Annotated in this window: 16 protein-coding genes and 1 pseudogene; 10 read left to right on the top strand and 7 right to left on the bottom strand. The window is 73.7% G+C overall.

What is annotated here, in order from left to right; all coding sequences use genetic code 11:
* Positions 1-3 precede the first annotated feature (3 nt).
* From TPA0908_RS26180 to TPA0908_RS26155, 6 genes are all read left to right on the top strand, one after another.
* Positions 4-1,503 carry an SCO6880 family protein gene (locus tag TPA0908_RS26180; RefSeq protein ID WP_281942261.1) on the top strand — a complete coding sequence of 500 codons (1,500 nt, stop codon included), beginning with the start codon at positions 4-6 and terminating at the stop codon, positions 1,501-1,503.
* On the top strand, positions 1,500-3,263 hold the full coding sequence (locus TPA0908_RS26175) for an ATP/GTP-binding protein (RefSeq protein WP_281942260.1): 1,764 nt from the start codon (positions 1,500-1,502) through the stop codon (positions 3,261-3,263). The genes TPA0908_RS26180 and TPA0908_RS26175 overlap by 4 nt, the downstream gene beginning before the upstream one ends.
* Complete coding sequence (locus tag TPA0908_RS26170; RefSeq protein ID WP_281942259.1) at positions 3,260-5,002, top strand: type IV secretory system conjugative DNA transfer family protein; 1,743 nt, start codon at positions 3,260-3,262, stop codon at positions 5,000-5,002. Before TPA0908_RS26175 ends, TPA0908_RS26170 begins: the two co-directional genes overlap by 4 nt.
* 6 nt (positions 5,003-5,008) lie before the next feature.
* Positions 5,009-6,460, top strand: coding sequence for a glycoside hydrolase family 19 protein (locus TPA0908_RS26165; RefSeq protein ID WP_281942258.1), 1,452 nt, complete (start codon positions 5,009-5,011; stop codon positions 6,458-6,460).
* A gap of 127 nt (positions 6,461-6,587) precedes the next feature.
* Complete coding sequence (locus TPA0908_RS26160) at positions 6,588-7,466, top strand: ABC transporter ATP-binding protein (RefSeq protein WP_281942256.1); 879 nt, start codon at positions 6,588-6,590, stop codon at positions 7,464-7,466.
* Complete coding sequence (locus TPA0908_RS26155; RefSeq protein WP_281942254.1) at positions 7,463-8,479, top strand: ABC transporter permease subunit; 1,017 nt, start codon at positions 7,463-7,465, stop codon at positions 8,477-8,479. Before TPA0908_RS26160 ends, TPA0908_RS26155 begins: the two co-directional genes overlap by 4 nt.
* A gap of 186 nt (positions 8,480-8,665) precedes the next feature.
* On the opposite strand, the pseudogene TPA0908_RS26150 reads toward TPA0908_RS26155, so the two are convergent.
* Positions 8,666-8,806, bottom strand: a pseudogene (locus TPA0908_RS26150) (DUF397 domain-containing protein); the annotation flags it as partial.
* A 306-nt stretch (positions 8,807-9,112) separates the two neighbouring features.
* Here TPA0908_RS26150 and TPA0908_RS26145 point away from each other — a divergent pair.
* Positions 9,113-9,319, top strand: coding sequence for a hypothetical protein (locus tag TPA0908_RS26145; protein WP_374709245.1), 207 nt, complete (start codon positions 9,113-9,115; stop codon positions 9,317-9,319).
* A 5-nt stretch (positions 9,320-9,324) separates the two neighbouring features.
* On the opposite strand, the gene TPA0908_RS26140 is transcribed toward TPA0908_RS26145, so the two are convergent.
* Positions 9,325-9,981: a response regulator gene (locus tag TPA0908_RS26140; protein ID WP_281942251.1), complete on the bottom strand. Its 657-nt coding sequence runs from the start codon at positions 9,979-9,981 to the stop codon at positions 9,325-9,327.
* Positions 9,978-11,117, bottom strand: a complete 1,140-nt coding sequence (locus tag TPA0908_RS26135; RefSeq protein ID WP_281942249.1) for a sensor histidine kinase — start codon at positions 11,115-11,117, stop codon at positions 9,978-9,980. The genes TPA0908_RS26140 and TPA0908_RS26135 overlap by 4 nt, the downstream gene beginning before the upstream one ends.
* A gap of 80 nt (positions 11,118-11,197) precedes the next feature.
* Between TPA0908_RS26135 and TPA0908_RS26130 the strand changes: the two genes are divergently transcribed.
* A complete protein-coding gene (locus TPA0908_RS26130) occupies positions 11,198-12,175 on the top strand; it encodes an aldo/keto reductase (protein ID WP_281942246.1) in 978 nt (325 codons plus the stop codon).
* Positions 12,176-12,276: 101 nt separating this feature from the next.
* Here TPA0908_RS26130 and TPA0908_RS26125 read toward each other — a convergent pair whose 3' ends face one another.
* Positions 12,277-13,632: an extracellular catalytic domain type 1 short-chain-length polyhydroxyalkanoate depolymerase gene (locus tag TPA0908_RS26125; protein ID WP_281942244.1), complete on the bottom strand. Its 1,356-nt coding sequence runs from the start codon at positions 13,630-13,632 to the stop codon at positions 12,277-12,279.
* Positions 13,633-13,819: 187 nt separating this feature from the next.
* Between TPA0908_RS26125 and TPA0908_RS26120 the strand changes: the two genes are divergently transcribed.
* Complete coding sequence (locus TPA0908_RS26120) at positions 13,820-14,785, top strand: PaaX family transcriptional regulator (protein WP_281942242.1); 966 nt, start codon at positions 13,820-13,822, stop codon at positions 14,783-14,785.
* Between the two features lie 22 nt (positions 14,786-14,807).
* On the opposite strand, the gene TPA0908_RS26115 is transcribed toward TPA0908_RS26120, so the two are convergent.
* Entirely contained in the window at positions 14,808-15,530 is a 723-nt protein-coding gene (locus tag TPA0908_RS26115; protein ID WP_281942240.1) for a TetR/AcrR family transcriptional regulator, read from the bottom strand.
* A gap of 85 nt (positions 15,531-15,615) precedes the next feature.
* Between TPA0908_RS26115 and TPA0908_RS26110 the strand changes: the two genes are divergently transcribed.
* Positions 15,616-16,479 carry an NmrA family NAD(P)-binding protein gene (locus tag TPA0908_RS26110; protein WP_281942238.1) on the top strand — a complete coding sequence of 288 codons (864 nt, stop codon included), beginning with the start codon at positions 15,616-15,618 and terminating at the stop codon, positions 16,477-16,479.
* 18 nt (positions 16,480-16,497) lie between these two features.
* Here the strand turns inward: TPA0908_RS26110 and TPA0908_RS26105 are convergent, their stop codons facing one another.
* Positions 16,498-16,965: an SRPBCC family protein gene (locus TPA0908_RS26105; protein ID WP_281942236.1), complete on the bottom strand. Its 468-nt coding sequence runs from the start codon at positions 16,963-16,965 to the stop codon at positions 16,498-16,500.
* On the bottom strand, positions 16,962-17,372 hold the full coding sequence (locus TPA0908_RS26100) for an ArsR/SmtB family transcription factor (RefSeq protein ID WP_281942233.1): 411 nt from the start codon (positions 17,370-17,372) through the stop codon (positions 16,962-16,964). The genes TPA0908_RS26105 and TPA0908_RS26100 overlap by 4 nt, the downstream gene beginning before the upstream one ends.
* Positions 17,373-17,639: the final 267 nt, after the last annotated feature.

The following is a 17,639-nucleotide window of genomic DNA, read 5'->3' as shown; positions in this document are numbered from 1 at the left end:
AGCATGAGCACGGCAACCGAACAGATCAAGACACCCACGTACGGCAACTGGCGCCGTCCCCGCAAGGCCGGCCTGGGCTCGCTGGGCCTGATCGGGACCTTCGGCCTCTTCGGCGGTCTCGTGGTGGTCCTGATCGCGTCCATGATCTCGCTGGACGCGGCCCTGGTGGTGGGACTCCCGTTCGCGCTGGTGCTGGCGCCGTTGGCGATCCGCACCCAGGACGGCCGCAACGTCTTCCAGATGGCCGGCGTCCGGGTCGGGTGGATGCGCCGCCGGTCCAAGCGGCAGCACCTCTACGTCTCCGGACCGCTGTCCACCCGGCCCGGTGGCCGGTTCCGCCCGCCCGGGCTGCTGAGCCGGGTGACCATGCTGGAGGGACGCGACCCGTACGACCGGCCGTTCGGCGTGCTGCACCACCGCAACCGGCACCAGTACACGATCGTGCTGAGCTGCGAGCCGGACGGCGGGTCGCTCGTCGACCCGGACCAGGTCGACACGTGGGTGGCGCTGTGGGGGGAGTGGCTGTCCCGGCTGGCGCACGAGCCGGGGCTGCGCGGCGCGTCGGTGGTGGTGGAGACCGCCCCCGACCCGGGCACCCGGCTCGCCACCGAGGTGCTGGGCCGGCTCTCCCCGAACGCGCCGCCCGCCGCCCGGGCGGTGATGGAGGAGGTGGTGCGCTCCTACCCGGACGCGTCCTCGGAGATGAACACCTACCTGACGCTCACCTACTCGGCGCCGGGCGGCGGCCGGCGCGACGAGGACACCATGCTCGCCGACCTGGCGCTGCGGTTGCAGGGGGTGCTCAACGGGCTGGTGGCCGCCGGCGGGGGCTCGGCGGAGCCGCTGTCGGCGGAACGGATCGCCGAGGTCGTCCGCGTCGCGTACGACCCGGCCGCCGCGGCCGAGGTGCTCGACGTACGCGCCCAGCACGGCGGCACCGGCCTGGAGTGGGACGACGCCGGGCCGGCCGCCACGGTCGAGACGGTGACCGCGTACCAGCACGACTCCGGGGTGTCCCGGAGTTGGCTGCTGACCATGGCGCCGCGCGGCGTGGTGCGCTCCGGGATCCTGCGCAGCCTGCTCGACCCGGCCGCCGGCATCCGCCGCAAGCGGGTGGCCCTGGTCTACCGCCCGATCGACCCGGCGACCTCCGCCCGGATCGTCGAGTCCGACCGCCGGTCCGCCCAGTTCATGGCGAACTCGACCAAGGGCCTGGTCCGTGCCCGGGCGGTCGCGGAGATCCAGGCGGCCGAGCAGACCGCGGCGGAGGAGGCGTCGGGCGCCGGCCTGGTGGAGTTCTCGATGCTGGTGACGTTGACCGTCGACTCGGTCGCCGAGGTGCGCGACGCGAACGTGACCATGCGGAACCTGCTCGGCGCTACCCGGATCGCGATGCGACCGGCGGACCGGTTGCAGGCCGCGGCGTTCACCTGCGCGCTTCCGGTCGGCATCCTGCCCTGGGAGCAGTCGATCGTCCCGCAGGACCTTCAGGAGGCGCTGTGACGGCCGGGGTGGGCGCGGACGGCGCGCGGGTGCTGGACCTCGGCGCGGGTTGGCCACGGGGGACGTCCGGTCCGGACACCGCGATGTCCGGCCTGGTGGTGCCGCCCGTGGAGGCGCAGGACCGGGAGCCCGACGAGAGCGGCGAGCAGACTCCGCGGGCGCTGCGGCGGGCGCGCCGGCGGCGGGCCGCGGAGGAGGCGGCCGAGCACCGGTACCGGCAGCGGCTGGCCCGGATGGACCGCGTCGACGCGGTGCCGCACCGGGGTTCGCCCGAACTGGGTGGCGGCCGGGTGGCCACGCTGGACCCGCCGGCCATGTGGCGGGCCACCACGGTGCAGGCGTGCGGGCTCTGGCCGTTCGCCTCCGGCTCGGGCGCGCCGATGACCGGCGTACCGCTCGGGCAGCACATCAGCACCGGCGCCACGGTCTGCGGGGACCCGCTCAACTGGTTCACCCGGGCGCGGTACATCTCCAACCCGTCGCTGTTCATGCTCGGCATGCCGGGTCTCGGCAAGTCGACGCTGATCAACCGGATGCTGATCGGCCTGGCCGGTCAGGGCGTCGTCCCGCTGGTGCTCGGCGACCTCAAGCCCGACTACGCGGACACCGTCCGCGCGCTCGGTGGGCAGGTCATCTCCATCGCCCGGGGCGTCGGCGGGCTCAACGTGCTCGACCCGGGCGCGATGGGCGCGGCGGCGGCGCGGATCGGCGGGCAGGCCGGCGAGGCGCTGTCCGCCGAGTCCCACGGCCGGGTGCTGAACATGGTGGCCGCCCTGCTGACCATCGTGCGGGGCGCGCCGATCAGCGACCACGAGCAGTCGGTGCTCTCGGCCTGCCTGCGGCACCTGCGCGAGCGCACCGCGCCGGGCCGGACGTACCGGCTGCCGGACCTGCTCGCGGTGCTGGAGACCGGGCCGCCGCAGGTCCGGCAGGTCACGCTGGACCGGGGACAGGAGTCCCGGTACCGGGACGCGGTGGACCCGCTGCACCGGTCGCTGCTCGGCATCGTGGACGGTCCGCTGGGCGACACGTTCGCGTCGGAGACGGCCACCCGGATCGACCCGGACGCCACCGCGGTCTGCATCGACATCTCCCGCATCGGCGAGGCGGACGGGCAGTTGACCGCCGCCGCGATGCTCGCCGCCTGGTCGGACGGCCTGGGCACGGTGTCCGCGTCGCACGCCCTCGCCGACGCGGGCCTGGCGCCCCGGCGCTGGTTCTTCACCGTCCTGGACGAGCTGTGGCGGCCGCTGCGGGCGGCCTCCGGCATCGTGGACCGGATCGACGCGCTCACCCGGCTGAACCGCTCGCTCGGCCTGGCCGACGCGAAGATCACCCACACGTTGAAGGACGCCGAGGCGTTGGGCAGCGAGGCGGACAAGGCCAAGGCGCGCGGGTTCGTCGAGCGGGCCGGCATGGTCGCCTGCGCCGGACTGCCGAGGGCGGAGATGGAGGAGTTGGCCCGCGTGGTCGGGCTGTCCCGGCGCGAGATCGAGCTGGTCTCGTCCTGGTCCTCGCCGGCCGGCTGGGCCCAGGACGGCGGCAACGAGGAACCGCCCGGCCGGGGCCGCTTCCTGATCAAGGTCGGTGGGCGGCCCGGCATCCCGATCCGGGTCGCGATCACCGACGCCGAGCGGCACCTGCACGACACGAACACGCGGTGGATCGCCAACGGCGACGCGGACCGGATGCGCGCCGAGCGGGACGCGGTGGTGCGGGCCGTCACGGCCGGCTCCCGGCCCGACCTGGAGCACCGGTGAAGCGCGGCGGCGGGGACCACCTGGCCTGGCTGGTCCCCGTGCTCGCGTTGATCAACCTCACCGCCTTCGCCCTGCTCTGGCTCGGTGGCACGCTCGCCGCGGCGGTGGGCGGCTACGGCTGGCGCCCGCCGCCGTTCCGCCTCGACGTCTACCTGAGCCTGCTCGGCGGCGACGCCGGGGCGGTGTGGCCGGGCGTGCCGTCGGCCCTGGTGTACGGCGGCGCGGCCGGGCTGGTCCCGTTCGCCGCCGTTCCGGTGGTCGCGGCCACCCGCGCCGTGGTCCGCCGGCTGGGCCGGCCGGCGAACCTCGCCGGTGCGGCCGACCTGCGGACCATGACGGGCAGGGCGGCCGCGGCGCGGGCCCGCGAACTGCGCCCGTCGCTGCGGGACGTGCCCCGACTGCGCCCCGACGACACCGGCAACCTGCTCGGCGACCTGCTGCCGTCGGGCCCCGAGCTGCGGTCCTCCTACGAGGACGTGGAACTCGACCTGATGGCACCGCGTTCCGGGAAGTCCACCGGGATCGCCATCCCACGGGTGCTGCGCGCGCCCGGCGCGGTGCTGCTCACGTCCAACAAGTCGGACGTCTACCTGGTCACCCGGCAGGAGCGGGCCCGGATCGGCCGGGTGTGGACGTTCGACCCGCAGGGCATCGCGTACACCGAGCGGGCGATGTGGTGGGACATGCTCGGCGGCTGCCACAACCCGGAGGGCGCGCGGCGGCTCGCCGGTCACTTCGTCAGCTCGGTCAACGACGACGCGTCGAAGCGGGACTTCTGGACCGCCGCGGCGCAGAACACGCTGACCGCGCTCTTCCTGGCCGCCGCGCGCGGCGGCGTGCCGGTCGTCGAGATGCTGGCCTGGCTCGCCGACCCGGCCGACCGTAGTCCCATCGACCTGCTCCGCGACGCCGGGCTGAACGCCATGGCCGACCAGCTCCAGGGCACCGTACGCGGGGCGGTGGAGACCCGCGACGGCATCTACGAGACGGCCCGACAGTGCGTGGCCTGCCTGCTCGACCCGGAGATCCTGGCCTGGGTCAGCCCGGACCCGGACCGCCCGGAGTTCGTCCCGGCGGAGCACGTGCTCGGCCGGGACACGCTCTACCTGCTGTCCAAGGACGGCGGCGGGTCCGCCGCCGGGGTGATCGCCGGGCTGGCGGACGCCGTGGTCCGCGCCGGCGTGGTGGCCGCCGAACGGATGGGCGGCCGGTTGGACCCGCCGATGACCGCCGTGCTGGACGAGGCGGCGAACGTGTGCCGCATCGCCGACCTGCCCGACCTCTACAGCCATCTCGGCTCCCGCGGCGTCAGCGTGGTGACGCTGTTGCAGAGCTACCGGCAGGGGGTGCGGGTCTGGGGCGAGGCGGGGATGGACGCGTTGTGGAGCGCCGCCACGGTCAAGCTGCTGGGCGCCGGGCTGGACGACGCCGACTTCGTGGACAAGGTCGCCCGCCTGGTCGGCCAGCACGACGTGCGTACCCCGACCTACTCCCGGTCCCGCGACGGCGGCAGCCGGTCGGTGTCGTACCGGCAGGAGCAGGTGCTGCCGGCGGACCGGATCCGGGCATTGCCGAAGGGCACCGCGCTGCTGCTGGCGACCGGCGTGCGGCCGGCGGTGATCCGGTTGCGACCCTGGTACAAGGAGCCGGACGCGGCGCCGATCGCGGCGGCGGCGAAGGCCGAGGCGCGGGCGGTCACCGAGCGGGCGTCGGCGGCCTGGCACCAGCGGGCCGGGTGACGGCCGGTGTCGAAGTTGGCGGCGGCGCGGGCGGCGCAGCAGACGGCGACGGGCCGGTTGGGCACCACCCAGCTCACCTGGCTGCTCCTCTCGATGGTCGGCATGTTCCCGTTGGCGGCGATGGCGGCGCTGGCCCTGATCGTTCTGGTGATCATCATCCTGCTCAGCGGGTCGCAGCTGACCTCGTACTCGCCGGATCCGGAGAGCACGCTCGGCCCCGGCGCCGGGGGCAGCGTCCTCACCGAGTTGGCCGGTGGCGACGGTCGCGGCCGGTTCGACTCCTCGGGTGTGCCCGACGCCGACCTGGTCGCGCCGATCGAGGCGGCGGCCCGGGAGTGCGACCTGCTCACCCCCGTGATCCTCGCCGCCCAGATCGAGTACGCGTCGGACTTCGACGCGGACAAGGAGGGCCAGGAGGGCCGCAAGGGCCTGTCCCAGTTGACGCCCGAGGTCTTCGCGCAGTACGGCGAGGACGACGACGACAGCGGCGAGGCGTCGGCGCTGGACCCGGAGGACTCTATCCACGCCCACGCCCGCTGGTTCTGCCACCTGGCCGAGGAGACCCAGCGGATGCTCGACGACAAGAAGGTGGTCGGTGACCATCTCACGCTGACGCTGATGGCCTGGGACCAGGGCACGGCGGCGGTCGAGGCCCAGGGCGGCATGCCGGTCATCCTGCTGGACAGCTACCCGTTCCGGGTGCGCGGCCTGTTCGCCGGCTACACGGTCGGCGGGACGGACACGTCCACCGCCTCGCCGACCCCGTCGGTGTCCCTGACCCCGTCGGCGCCCCCGAGGGCCGGTGTGAACAAGCGGGTGGTGCCGGAGGGCGACGGCACGCTGGTGACCGGGTCGACGTTCGACGCGATGTTCCCCGGCCGCAACGCCTTCTACACGTACGCCGGGCTGACCGACGCGATGGCGACGTTCCCCGCGTTCGCCACCACCGGCGACGAGCGGACCCGCAAGCGGGAACTGGCCGCGTTCCTGGCCAACGTCGACCACGAGACCGAGGGCCTCGTCCACGTCGACGAGATCGACCGGGCGGCGTGGGGCACCTACTGCGACGGCGGCCGGCCCTACGGGTGCCCGGCCGGCCGGACCGCCTACCACGGGCGCGGGCCGCTGCAACTGAGCTGGAACTACAACTACCAGGCGGCCGGCGACGCGCTCGGGGTCGACCTGCTCGGCAACCCGGACCTGGTCGCCACCGACCCGGCGGTGGCGTGGCGGACCGCGCTCTGGTTCTGGATGACCCAGTCCGGCGCGGGCACCACCACGCCGCACGCGGCGATCACCGGCGGCGCCGGGTTCGGCGGGACGGTCCGCAGCATCAACGGGGCGCTGGAGTGCGGCGGCGGCAACCCCGGGCAGGTGCGGGACCGGGTCGACGCGTACCGCCGGTTCACCGAGGTGCTGGGCGTCGACCCGGGCGACGAGGGGACACTGTCGTGCTGACCGGCGGGTCGGCCGGGCGGCGGGCCCGCCACCCCGGCCCGGAAACCGGCCGAAAGGACGACGGCCGGGGCGGTCGGCCCTCCTGCGGACCGATGCCGGCGACGGCCCCGATCCGCAGGATCGGGCCATGTCACTTTCCGAACTCGCCGTCCACGCCCGGGGTTTGACGAAACGGTACGGTCGTCGGCCCGCGCTCCTCGACTGCGACCTCGACGTTCCCCGGGGCCGGGTGGTCGGGCTGGTCGGCCCGAACGGCGCCGGCAAGTCCACGCTGCTGAATCTCACCTGCGGGTTGACCACGCCGACCGCGGGCACGTTGCGGGTGCTCGGCTCGCCGCCCGCGGCGAACGCCGCGCACCTGGCCCGGGTCGGTTTCGTCGCCCAGGACACCCCGGTGTACGCCGCCCTCTCGGTCGCCGACCATCTGCGGATGGGCGCGAAGCTGAACCCGTCCTGGGATCCGGCGCTGGCGGCGCGGCGGATCGCCCTGGTGGGACTGGACCCGGGTCAGCGGGCGGGCCGGCTCTCCGGTGGCCAGCGGGCGCAGTTGGCGCTCACCGTCGCCGTTGCCAAGCGTCCCGATCTGCTGATCCTCGACGAGCCGGCCGCTGCGCTGGACCCGCTGGCCCGCGACGGTTTCCTGCGCGACCTGATGGAGGTGGTCGCCGAACTGGGCGCCACCGCCATCCTCTCCTCCCATCTGCTCGGCGACGTGGCCCGGGCCTGCGACCACCTCGTCGTCCTGGGTGGGTCCCGGGTGCAGGTCGCCGGCGACGTGGCCGACCTGCTGACCCGGCACCACCGGTTGGTCGGCCCGCGCGATGAGCGGGACCGGCTGCCGGCCGGTGTGGAGGCGGTCGCGACACGGCACACCGGAGCGCACATCGACGCCGTCGTGCGGGTCGACGGCCCGCCGCCGTGCGGGCCGTGGCGCGTGGCGCCGGTCGGGTTGGAGGAGCTGGTGCTGAGCTATCTGACCCGGGCGGCGGGGGAGGGGAACCGATGAGCTGGCTCACCTGGCGGCAGTTCCGCGTGCCGGCCCTGGTCGGCGTGGTCGCGCTGGCGCTGTTCACCGCGTACGTCGTGCATCTCGGCCTGGACGTCCGGGACGCCGAGCACGCCTACCGGGCCCAGTGCGCCGGCCGGTCCGACTGCCCCCGGCTGGCCCAACTCGCGGTCGACTACGAGAACACCTCGCTCTATCTGGCGGCGCTGCTCGCGCCGGTGCCCGGCCTGCTCGGCATGTTCTGGGGCGCGCCGCTGGTGGCGCGGGAGTTGGAGGCCGGCACCCAACGACTGGTCTGGAACCAGAGCGTGACCCGCCGCCGCTGGCTCGCGGTCAAGCTGACCGTGGTCGGGCTGGCCGCCATGGCCGTGACCGGTGTCGCCGCCGCACTGGTGACCTGGGCGATGAGCCCGGTCGACCGGGTCGCGGACAACCGTTTCAGCACCGTCCTGTTCGGCGCCCGCAACCTCGCCCCGGTGGCGTACGCGGTGTTCGCTGTCGTCCTCGGGGTCCTGATCGGGCTGGTGGTGCGCCGCACCGTGCCGGCCATGGCGGTGACCGCGCTGGTCTTCGTGGTCGTCCAGTTCCTGGTGCCGAACCTGGTCCGGCCACACCTGCTGCCGGCGCGACACGTCACGCTGCCGATGACCGCGTCGGCCATCAACCAGGCGCGCGGCCTGGGCGGCATCACCGGGGCGCCGGTGGTGAAGGGGCTGACCCTGCCGGACGCCTGGATCACCGACGTCAGCGGGCTGCGTACCCGCGATGGCACGGCGCTGGACCGGGCGATCTTCGACAGGTGTTTCACCGACCCGCCGAGGACCGGCGCGGCGGAGGGGCCGTTCGGCGACACCGCTACCTGCCTGGCCGACCACGACCTGCACGTGGACGTCGCCTACCAGCCGGTCGGCCGGTACTGGTCGGTTCAGTGGCTGGAGTCGGGCTGCTACCTGCTGCTCGCCGGCCTGCTGGCGGCGGTCGCGTTCCGGCGGGTCCAGCGCCGTCCGAGCTGACGCGTCTGGTCGAAGTCCGGTGGGGACAAGTGGTCCCGGCACGCTACAGACTTGATGGCGAGGATGGGTCAGGCGGGTGGGCCCGGCGATCGTCGGGCGTCCGTGTTCGTCGCGCGTGTTGCGGGTGACTCGTTGACGCCATCAAGTTCGTAGCCTGTAGCGGGTGTCAAACGGTTCTACGCTGGGTCAGGCGGTGGGACCGAGCCGCTTGGCCAAATCCACGAACGACTGCCAGGACGCGGCGGCGGCGTGCAGGGTGCCGCCGTCGCGGTCCTTGGTGTCGCGGACCAGCACGACGCCCGGCAGGTTGTCGACGACCTCCACGCAGGGGTGGTCAGTTCCATAGCGCTTCGTTGCGCACGCTGCGGCGTCGCGGTCCGGTCAGGATCGCCTGCCGCCCGAGTCGGCTCGTCACGATGCGGTCGCACTCGCCGGATCGGCGCGTAGTTGGTCGCGCTCCCGATCGTCTCCCCAACCTCCGCCCAGTCGCCGCGGCGGACCCGCCCACGGCTGCCCAGCCATCCACCCGATGCCCGGCCGCGGCCCGGAGCCCGACCGCCCGCGTGGCTACGGCACGGCCGTACCGCACACGCCGGTGCGCCCGACGTGGGCGTGCCGGGCCGACGGTGAGCCGTGGCCCTGCCCGCACGCCCGGCTCGCGCTCAAGGCCGAGTACGACCGCAACCTCGCCGCGATGACATCTACCTGGCCGGGCTGCTCTACGAGGCGATGCGCGACTTCCACCTCAACCCGCACGACGGTCCGAGCCCACAGCAGATGTACCAGCGCTTCCTCGGCTGGAGCCCGTTCCGCCGGCCGGTCGTCGAGCCGCCGGCATGAGCCGGTCAGGCGCTCTCGACCACCCGGTTATCCCAGGCCCAGGCCGCGATCTCCACCCGGTTGCGGGCGCCCAGCTTGGTCTGGATGCCGGAGAGGTGGCTCTTCACGGTGCTCAACGAGATGAACAGCTCGGCCGCGATCTCCCGGTTGGTCCGCCCGCGTGCGATCGCCCGGACCACCTCGACCTCCCGCGCGGAGAGCCGGGGCAGCGCCCGGCCGGACGCCGGCCGGGCCGCCGCCGCGACGTGCTTGAGCAACCGCAGCGTCACCGACGGGGACACCAGCGCGTCGCCGTTGTGCGCGGCCCGGACCGCCTCGACCAGCAGCGCCGGCCCGGCGTCCTTGAGCAGGAAACCGACCGCGCCGTTGCGCAGCGCGCCGTAGACGTACTCGTCCAGATCGAACGTGGTCACCACGATGACCCGCAGCGGGCTCGGCGTCCCCGGGCCGGCCAGCGCCCGGGTCACCTCGATCCCGTCGAGGCGGGGCATCCGGATGTCGACCAGGCAGACGTCCGGGCGTAGCCGGCGGGCCTCGGCGACCGCCTCGACGCCGTCGGACGCCTCGCCCACCACGGTGATGTCCGGCTGGTCCTCCAGGATGAGCCGCAGCCCGCCCCGGATCATCGCCTGGTCGTCGGCGACCAGCACCCGGATGCTCATCGCGGCGTCCGGCTCGGCAGCGGAAGGGTGGCCCGGACCGACCAGCCCCGGCCGTCGTCGGGGCCCGCGTGCAGCGTGCCACCGAGCGTGTGGACGCGCTCGCGCATCCCGACCAGGCCGTACCCGGTGCGGTGGCCGACCCGGCCCGGCGCGGGCGGCGCGTCGTCCACCACCGCCACCGACACCGCGTCCGGGCCCTGGTCGACGGTGACGGTGACCGACCCGGCGGGGGCGTGCCGGGACACGTTGGTCAGCGCCTCCTGCACGATCCGGTGGACCGTGGTGGTCACCTCCGGCGGCCAGCCGCCGCCACCCGGGGGCAGCTCCAGCCGCACCGGCGGGCCGTGCCGGTGGAACCGGGCCACCAGATCGGCGAGCTGCTCCGGCCCCGGCGCGGCCGGCGCCGCGTCGTCGGCGTCCCGCAGCAGCCCGACCACCCGGCGCATGGCGGCCAGCGCGTCCGCGCCGGACAGCTCGATCCCGGACAGCATCGCCGGCAGCTTCTCCGGCTGCTTCGCGCCGACCACCTGCGCGGCCTGGGCCTGCACGACGATCCCGGTGACGTGGTGGGTGACCACGTCGTGCAGCTCCCGGGCCAGCTCCAGCCGCTCGTCCCGGCGTACCCTCTCGGTTCTGGCCCGGGCGCGGTCGTCGGCGCGGCGTAACGCGAGGCCGACCGCGACGGCGGCCAGCCAGCACAGCGCGTCGAGCACCGTGACCGCAGTGAGGCCGCGCTGGTGGTCCAGCGACGTGAGCAGGCTGCCGGCGATCACCAGCAGGCCCGCGCCGCCGACGGCGGCGGCCGTCCGCGCGGGACAGGCCCGGATCACGGCGCCGACCAGCACGGCCAGCGCCAGCCCGGTGATCGGGCCGGGCTCCTGCGGCAGCTCCGCGACGAAGGAGACCAGGACCGCCACGGCCGCCACGCCGAGCCCGGCCACCGCCGTCCGGACCCGGTCGCGGCGCCGCAGCAGGGCCAGGCCGCAGACGAGCACACCGACCAACCCGTCGGGTACGGCGTAGCCGACACCCCAGCTGTTCGCCAGCATGATGGCGGTGCACGCCAGGCCGAGGGCGAACGCCACGGCGAGGCCGAGATCGAGCAGGGGGCCGGCCGATCGGTGCGTCTCGGTCATGGCACCAGGCTAGGAAACTTCCCGGGTGGGCGGACCGGTCAAAAGTACGGTCACTGTCGGTGCTGTGCTATCCACGTCTCATGGCCGATGACCAGCATGTACCCAAGGCGGATGCCGACATCCGTAGCCACCGACTGATCTACGGCTGCATGGGGCTGGGCGGCGGGTGGGACGCCGAGCCGTACGGCGCGCCGGAGATCGCGGCGGCCGAGGCGGCGGTCGAGGCCGCCCTGGAGATCGGCGTCACCGCGTTCGACCACGCGGACATCTACCGCAACGGCAAGTCGGAGGCGGTCTTCGGCGAGGTGCTGGCCCGCGCGCCGGAGCTGCGCCGTCGGGTGCTGATCCAGACGAAGTGCGGTATCCGCCTGCCCGGCGACGAGGGACCGGGCCGGTACGACCTGCGCGCCGCGCACATCGAGCGCAGCGTCGAGCGGAGCCTGGCGCGGCTGCGGACCGACGTGATCGACGTCCTGCTGCTGCACCGGCCGGACCCGCTGGCCGACCCGGACGAGGTGGCCGGCGCGTTGGCCTCGCTGTACCGGCAGGGCCTGGTGCGGCAGTTCGGTGTGTCGAACATGGCGGCCCCGCAGATCGCCCACCTCCAGGCGTCCCTCGACGTGCCGCTCGTCGCCAACCAGTTGGAGATCAGTCTGGGTCGGCGCGACTGGGTCGAGGCCGGCGTGCTGGTGAACACCGCGGAGTCCACCGGGACCGACTTTCCGCTCGGCACCCTGGAGCACTGCCGGGCGCACCGGATCGGCCTCCAGGCGTGGGGCGCGCTGGCCCGCGGGCGTTTCACCGGCGCCGCCCGGACGCCGGCAGACCGGGTGGCCACCGAGCGGGTCGCCGCGCTGGCCGACGCGAAGGGCACCACGCCGGAGGCGATCGTGCTGTGGTGGATCCAGCGGCACCCGGCGCGGGTGGCGCCGGTGATCGGCACCGCCCGCCCCGACCGCATCCGGGCCTGCCGGGACGCCGCCCGCCGTGACCCGGGCCTGACTCGCGAGGAGTGGTACGACCTCTGGATCGTCGCGCGCGGCGCCGCACTGCCCTGATCCACCCCGCGCCCCCGCCGCTTTCCCGGAAAGTGTGGCCACTCGGGCTCGAATGGCCACACTTTCCGGGAAACAGCGCGCGACCCGGGGGCGACCCCCGGTCAGGTGAGCGTGCAGGGCGTGCCGTTGAGGGTGAAGGAACCGGGCTTGGCGGTGTTGCCGCTGTGGTTGGCCTGGAAGCCGATGGTGGTCGACCCGTTGGCCGGGATGGCGGCGTTGTAGGCGACGTTACGGGCCGTCACCTGGCCGGCGGCGGGGGAGTAGGAGGCGTTCCAGCCCGAGGTGATGGTCTGGCCGCCGGGCAGCGTGAACACCAGTGACCAACCGTTGACCGCACCGGCCCCGGTGTTGGTGATGGTGATGTTCTCGGTCAGCCCGGAGTTCCAGGCGTTGACCTCGACGCTGATCCGGCACGCGCCGGAGCCCGGCGGGGGCGTGGTCGGACCCGGGGTCGGCGACGTGGTGGGGCTGGGCGACGTCGTGGGCGAGGTGGTGGGGCTGGGCGAGGTCGTCGGGCTCGGCGTGCCGGTCAGGCCGAAGAACGCGATCGCGGCCGCGGCCATCCCACTGGCCGGCAGGCTGTGCCCGGCGCCCTGGACGCTGTACGCCTCGACCTGCACCGTGCCGCTGGAGTCGGCGTAGCGGCGCCGGTTCCAGTTGGTCTGCGGCGTGTCGGTGGAGGTGGGCGTCTGGCTGAGCCCGAACACGTTGGTCCACTGCTCGATGGTTTCCTGGAGCAGCGAGTACGGCACGAGTGTGTCGGCGGTGCCGTGCCACAACTGCACCCGGGGGCGGGGACCCGCGTAGCCGGGGTAGGCCTGACGGACCGCGTCGCCCCACTGCTGCGGCGTCCGGTTCATGCTGCCGCCGGTGCACTGGCTGCTCTGCGGCGGATAGTCGGCCGCGTTGGCGAAGCAGTTGAACGGCACGCCCATGAACGCGGTGCCCGCGGAGAACACGTCGGGGTAGAGCGCCAGCATGTGGTTGGTCATCATGCCGCCGGACGAGCTGCCGGTGGCGTAGACCCGGCCCGGGTCGGCGCCGTACTGCTGCTGGACCCAGCGGATCATCGAGATGATCGACACCGGGTCGCTGCCGCCGCCGCGGCGCTTGGCGGCGTCGGACCAGGTGTCGAAGCAGTTGCCGAAGCCGGCCTGCTGGGTCGCGGTCGGATAGATCACGATGTACCCGTAGCGGTCGGCCAGTGAGGCGAACTCGCTGCCGGAATAGAAGCCGGGGCCGGAGCCGCCGCAGCCGTGCATGGCCACCACGGTCGCCGGTCGGGTCGGCCGGTTGTCCGGCACGTAGACGTGCATGCGCATCCGCCCCGGGTTGTCGCCGAAGCTGGTCACCTCGGTCAGCGACGCCGCGTACGCGGGCTGCGTGGCGGGGATGACCAGGCCGGCCGCGGCCAGCGTCGCGGCCAGCGCGAGCAGCATTTTCGCTCTGATTCTCACGGAGACTCCTTCGATCACCTGTGCAGGTTGAGGTCGTCGGTGGTGCGCCCTGCCCGGCTCCGTGTCGGGTAGCAGATAGTGTTCCCGCCGGTCCCGGAAGTGTCAATCGACGTATCACGATGTGTATGGCTCGGGGATGATCCGTCTACAGTCGAGGTCCCGTCCCCGAGCCGAGTCCGGAGCGTCCGTGGCCAGCGCGTTCGACATCGAGGAGATCTATCCGGACGAGCCGTCGGTGCGCCTGCCCCGGCGACAGTCCGGCCCGGCGCCGCAGGGCGTCGCGGTGACGCTCCTGGCGGACTACACCCTGCGTACCCGGGCGGCGCTTCCCTCCGCCGCGATCGTGGCGCTGCTCGCGGAGGCCGGGGTGACCAGCGCCGGCGCCCGCACCGCGATCAGCCGGCTGGCCCGCCGGGGTGTGTTGGAACGCAGCCGGCACGGCCGCAACAGCTCCTACCGGCTCAGCCCCACCGTGGCCGCCGACCTCTCCGCCGGGGGGAACTGGATCCTCACCTCCACCACGGCCGCGACGCCGTGGGACGGATGCTGGACGATCGTCGCGTTCTCGCTGCCGCAGGAGCACAGCGCGCAGCGTCGGGCGCTGCGCGGTCAGCTCCGCTGGCTCGGCTACGCACCCCTGTACGACGGGTTGTGGATCTCGCCGAACGAGCTGACGCCGCCGGCCCGGGCGCGGCTGGCCCAGCTCACCCTCGGCGCCGTCACGGTCTTCCGGGGCCGACACGCGGTGCTGGAGGCGGCCGGCGGGCGGGCGCCCATCGAGGCCTGGGACGTCGCCGCGATCCGCCGGCAGTACCAGGAGTTTCTACGCCGGTGGACGCCGCTGGCGTCGCGGACCGGCTCGGTCGACGGCGCGGCGGCGGTGCGGGCGCGCACCGAGGTGATGGACACCTACCGGCGGTTCCCGACGCTCGACCCGCACCTGCCGCTGGAACTCCTGCCGGCCGGCTGGCCGCGGCAGGCGGCCCGGGACCTGTTCGCGGCCGTCTACGACGGCCTGGCCGACCCCGCCGAGCGCCACGTCCGAGCCGTGGTGGCGCGACACACCGGCGGCGCGCCGCCGGACGTCCGGGCGCACACCACCGCCGACATGCTCGCCGGGGTGCGCGCGGACGGCTGCGGCGCGCCGGGCTGACGAACGACGCGGGGTACGCGCGCTACCTCCCGGCCGCCGTCGTGATGCGGTCGAGCCACTCCACCAGCAGGTGGCGTTCGGCGTCGCTGAACATCGGCAGGTGCGGCGCGAGGGCCCGCAGGGCGACGGCCGTGGCGCGGGAGCCGTCCGGCGCCTCGGCCGGGGCATCGGTCAGGATCCGGCCCAGGACGGCGTCGATCATCGCGTCGGCCAGGGCGGGATCCCGCTGCTCCGGCGGAGTCGCGAGCAGTGTCTGGATCGTGCCGACACCCGCGGCGTGGATGAGGTCGACCGCGTGCGGCTCGGGGACCCGGAGCCGGCCGACCGCCGCCAGTCGGTGCACACGTGTCTGGAGGATCTGCCTGCCCAGGCGGGCGGCCGGTGAGCCGGCCACGCGTTCCGGGTCGTTCAGCAGGCGGAACACGGCCGGGTTGCCGAGCCCGAACTCGATCTGTCGGCGCCAACTCGCCCGCAGGTCGTCGAGGGGGTCGGCGTCCGCCGCCGTGGCCGCCGCCACGGCGACGGCCTTGTCCGCGACGAACGTGGCCAGTACCCGCTCGGCGACCGCCTCCAGCAGGCCGTCCTTGTCGCCGAACAGGCGGTAGATGGTCGGGGCCTGCACGCCGGCCCGCTCCGCGACGCCCCGGGTCGTCACGGCGCCGGGCCCGCCGCTGTGCAACAGCCACGCGGCGGCGTCGACGATCGCCGCCCGGGTGTCCGCCCGATTCTTGACGCCATCGCTCATGAATCAACGATAACACCAACTTGCTATCGGCGATCCAGGCGGCTACCGTGGTCGTGTTTCCATTGGTAACGCGAAAGGCGAATCAATGATTGTTGTCACCGGGGCGACCGGCGCCCTCAACGGCGCCACCGTGGACCACCTGCTCGACCGCCTGCCCGCGAGCGAGATCGTGGTCGCCGTGCGCGACGCCGCGAAGGCGGAGCGCTTCGCGCGGCGTGGCGTCGAGGTCCGGCGTGGCGACTACGCCGATCCCGCCTCCCTGCCGACCGCGTTCGCCGGCGCCGACCAGTTGTTGCTCGTCTCCTCCAACGACCCGGTCGAGGACGTGACCGCCCTGCACCGCGCGGCGGTCGACGCCGCGGTAGCCGCCGGGGTGAAGCGGATCGTCTACACCAGCCACCAGGCCGCCGCGCCGGACAACCCGTTCGCCCCCGGACGGAGCCACTTCGCCACCGAGCGGCTCCTGGCGGCCTCCGGGATCGCCTGGACCTCGCTGCGCAACGGGTTCTACGCCCACAGCCTCCCGTGGTTCGCCGGCCCCTGGCGCGAGACCGGCGTGATCGCCGTACCCGGTGACGGGCCGGTGTCCTGGACCGCCCGCGAGGACGCCGCCGAGGCCGCCGCGACGATCCTCGCCTCCGACGGTGGGTACGACGGCCCGACGACCCTGACCGCCTCCGCGGCCCCGACCTTCGTCGAGATCGCCGAGATCGCGTCCGAGTTGTCGGGGCGGACCATCCGGTGCCGACCGACGGACGAGGCGGAGTGGATCGCCGCGCAGGTCGCCGCCGGAGTGCCGGAGCAACGGACGCGTTTCCTGCTGGGCTTCTACCGGGCCGCGCGGGACGGCTTCTTCGCCGGTGTCGACCCGCTGCTCGGCGAACTCCTCGGCCGTGAACCCCGCGGCGCGCGGGACGCCCTGCGGGCGGCGGCCGGGTCCGACTCTTGACCGCCGCCCCGCCGGCGGTCAGCCGCGCGAGGCGGTGCGTCCCCGCCCGCGCGCCAGGTACGACTCGATACGGTCGAACGCGCCGGTCCACGCCTCTCCGGCGAAGAAGTCGCGCAGCTCCGGCGTGGGGAAGCCGGACTGCACCACGGTCATCAGGGTGCCGCCGTCCTTCTCCTCGAACGTCACCTCGATGCGGGTGGTAATGGTGGCGCCGTCGGGGCTGCTCCCGGTGGACTCGGTGACCAACCGGCGCGGCCGGTCGATCTCCAGGAAGGTCTGCGTCTCGCGGAACAGCGTGTCCGGGGAGGGGCCCCACACCGCGGTCTGCCTGCCGCCGACCCGGAGGTCGACCTCGATCTCGACGATGCCGGGCTCGGTGTCCAGGATGCCGAACCAGGTCCTCTGCTTCTCGGCGTCGGTGTAGGCGTCGAAGACCTCCTCCGGGGAGGCGGGGAGCTGTCGGGTCACGGTCAGGTCGATCGTCATCTGTCACGGTCCTTCGGGTCGGGTCGGGTCGGGTCCGGCTGGTCGTGTCGGGCCGGCTGCTCGGGTTCGGACCGGCTGCTCGGTTCGGACCGGAGCGTGAGGTAGGCGTCGAGGCCGTCCAGGCGACGCGCCCAGAGCTGCTGGTAGAAGGCGAGCCAGGCCATCGCGTCGTCCAGTGGGGCGTCGGCGAGCCGGCACTGCCGGGATCTGCCGACCTTCCGGGTCACCACGAGCCCGGCGTTCTCCAGCGCCTGGACGTGCTTCTTCATGCCGGTGAGGCTCATCCCGGTCGGTTCGGTGAGTTCGCTGATGGTGGCCGGGCCCGCGCCGAGCCGGACGAGGATGTCGCGCCGCGTGGGGTCGGCCAGGCTGGCGAACACCCGGTTGAGCGTCTCTTGCTGAACCACGAGGTTCACCTTACGACACTGAACTGATCGGTTCAATGTCGGGGCGGTGGGGTGGTCGGCGGCCTGGGGCACGCTGGTCCGGAAAGTCTCCGAAACTTTCGGCTCTCGGTTCTCGGTGATGTCCCGTGGGGGGTGGATCGAGTTGCGTCGCGCTGGTTGTCGAAGCGCTTCAAAGTGCCGCTGAGCAGCTTCTATGGGGTTGTGGCGGGGCGCCGTACGCCAGCGTCGATTTCCATGATGTTTCCGGAAGTTGTTGACACTGTGAAG

It is taken from the genome of Micromonospora sp. AKA38 (genome assembly GCF_027925725.1).
Classification (GTDB): Bacteria; Actinomycetota; Actinomycetes; order Mycobacteriales; family Micromonosporaceae; genus Micromonospora.
This window is presented reverse-complemented; position numbering and strand designations above follow the sequence as displayed.

What these genes read in the sequence shown, in the direction of transcription:
- TPA0908_RS26130 (WP_281942246.1), top strand. Translation starts at nt 11,198, where the DNA reads ATGGCCGATGACCAGCATGTACCCAAGGCGGATGCCGACATCCGTAGC.
- TPA0908_RS26160 (WP_281942256.1), top strand. Translation starts at nt 6,588, where the DNA reads ATGTCACTTTCCGAACTCGCCGTCCACGCCCGGGGTTTGACGAAACGG.
- TPA0908_RS26180 (WP_281942261.1), top strand. Translation starts at nt 4, where the DNA reads ATGAGCACGGCAACCGAACAGATCAAGACACCCACGTACGGCAACTGG.
- TPA0908_RS26135 (WP_281942249.1), bottom strand. Translation starts at nt 11,117, where the DNA reads ATGACCGAGACGCACCGATCGGCCGGCCCCCTGCTCGATCTCGGCCTC.
- TPA0908_RS26140 (WP_281942251.1), bottom strand. Translation starts at nt 9,981, where the DNA reads ATGAGCATCCGGGTGCTGGTCGCCGACGACCAGGCGATGATCCGGGGC.
- TPA0908_RS26115 (WP_281942240.1), bottom strand. Translation starts at nt 15,530, where the DNA reads ATGAGCGATGGCGTCAAGAATCGGGCGGACACCCGGGCGGCGATCGTC.
- TPA0908_RS26105 (WP_281942236.1), bottom strand. Translation starts at nt 16,965, where the DNA reads ATGACGATCGACCTGACCGTGACCCGACAGCTCCCCGCCTCCCCGGAG.
- TPA0908_RS26110 (WP_281942238.1), top strand. Translation starts at nt 15,616, where the DNA reads ATGATTGTTGTCACCGGGGCGACCGGCGCCCTCAACGGCGCCACCGTG.
- TPA0908_RS26155 (WP_281942254.1), top strand. Translation starts at nt 7,463, where the DNA reads ATGAGCTGGCTCACCTGGCGGCAGTTCCGCGTGCCGGCCCTGGTCGGC.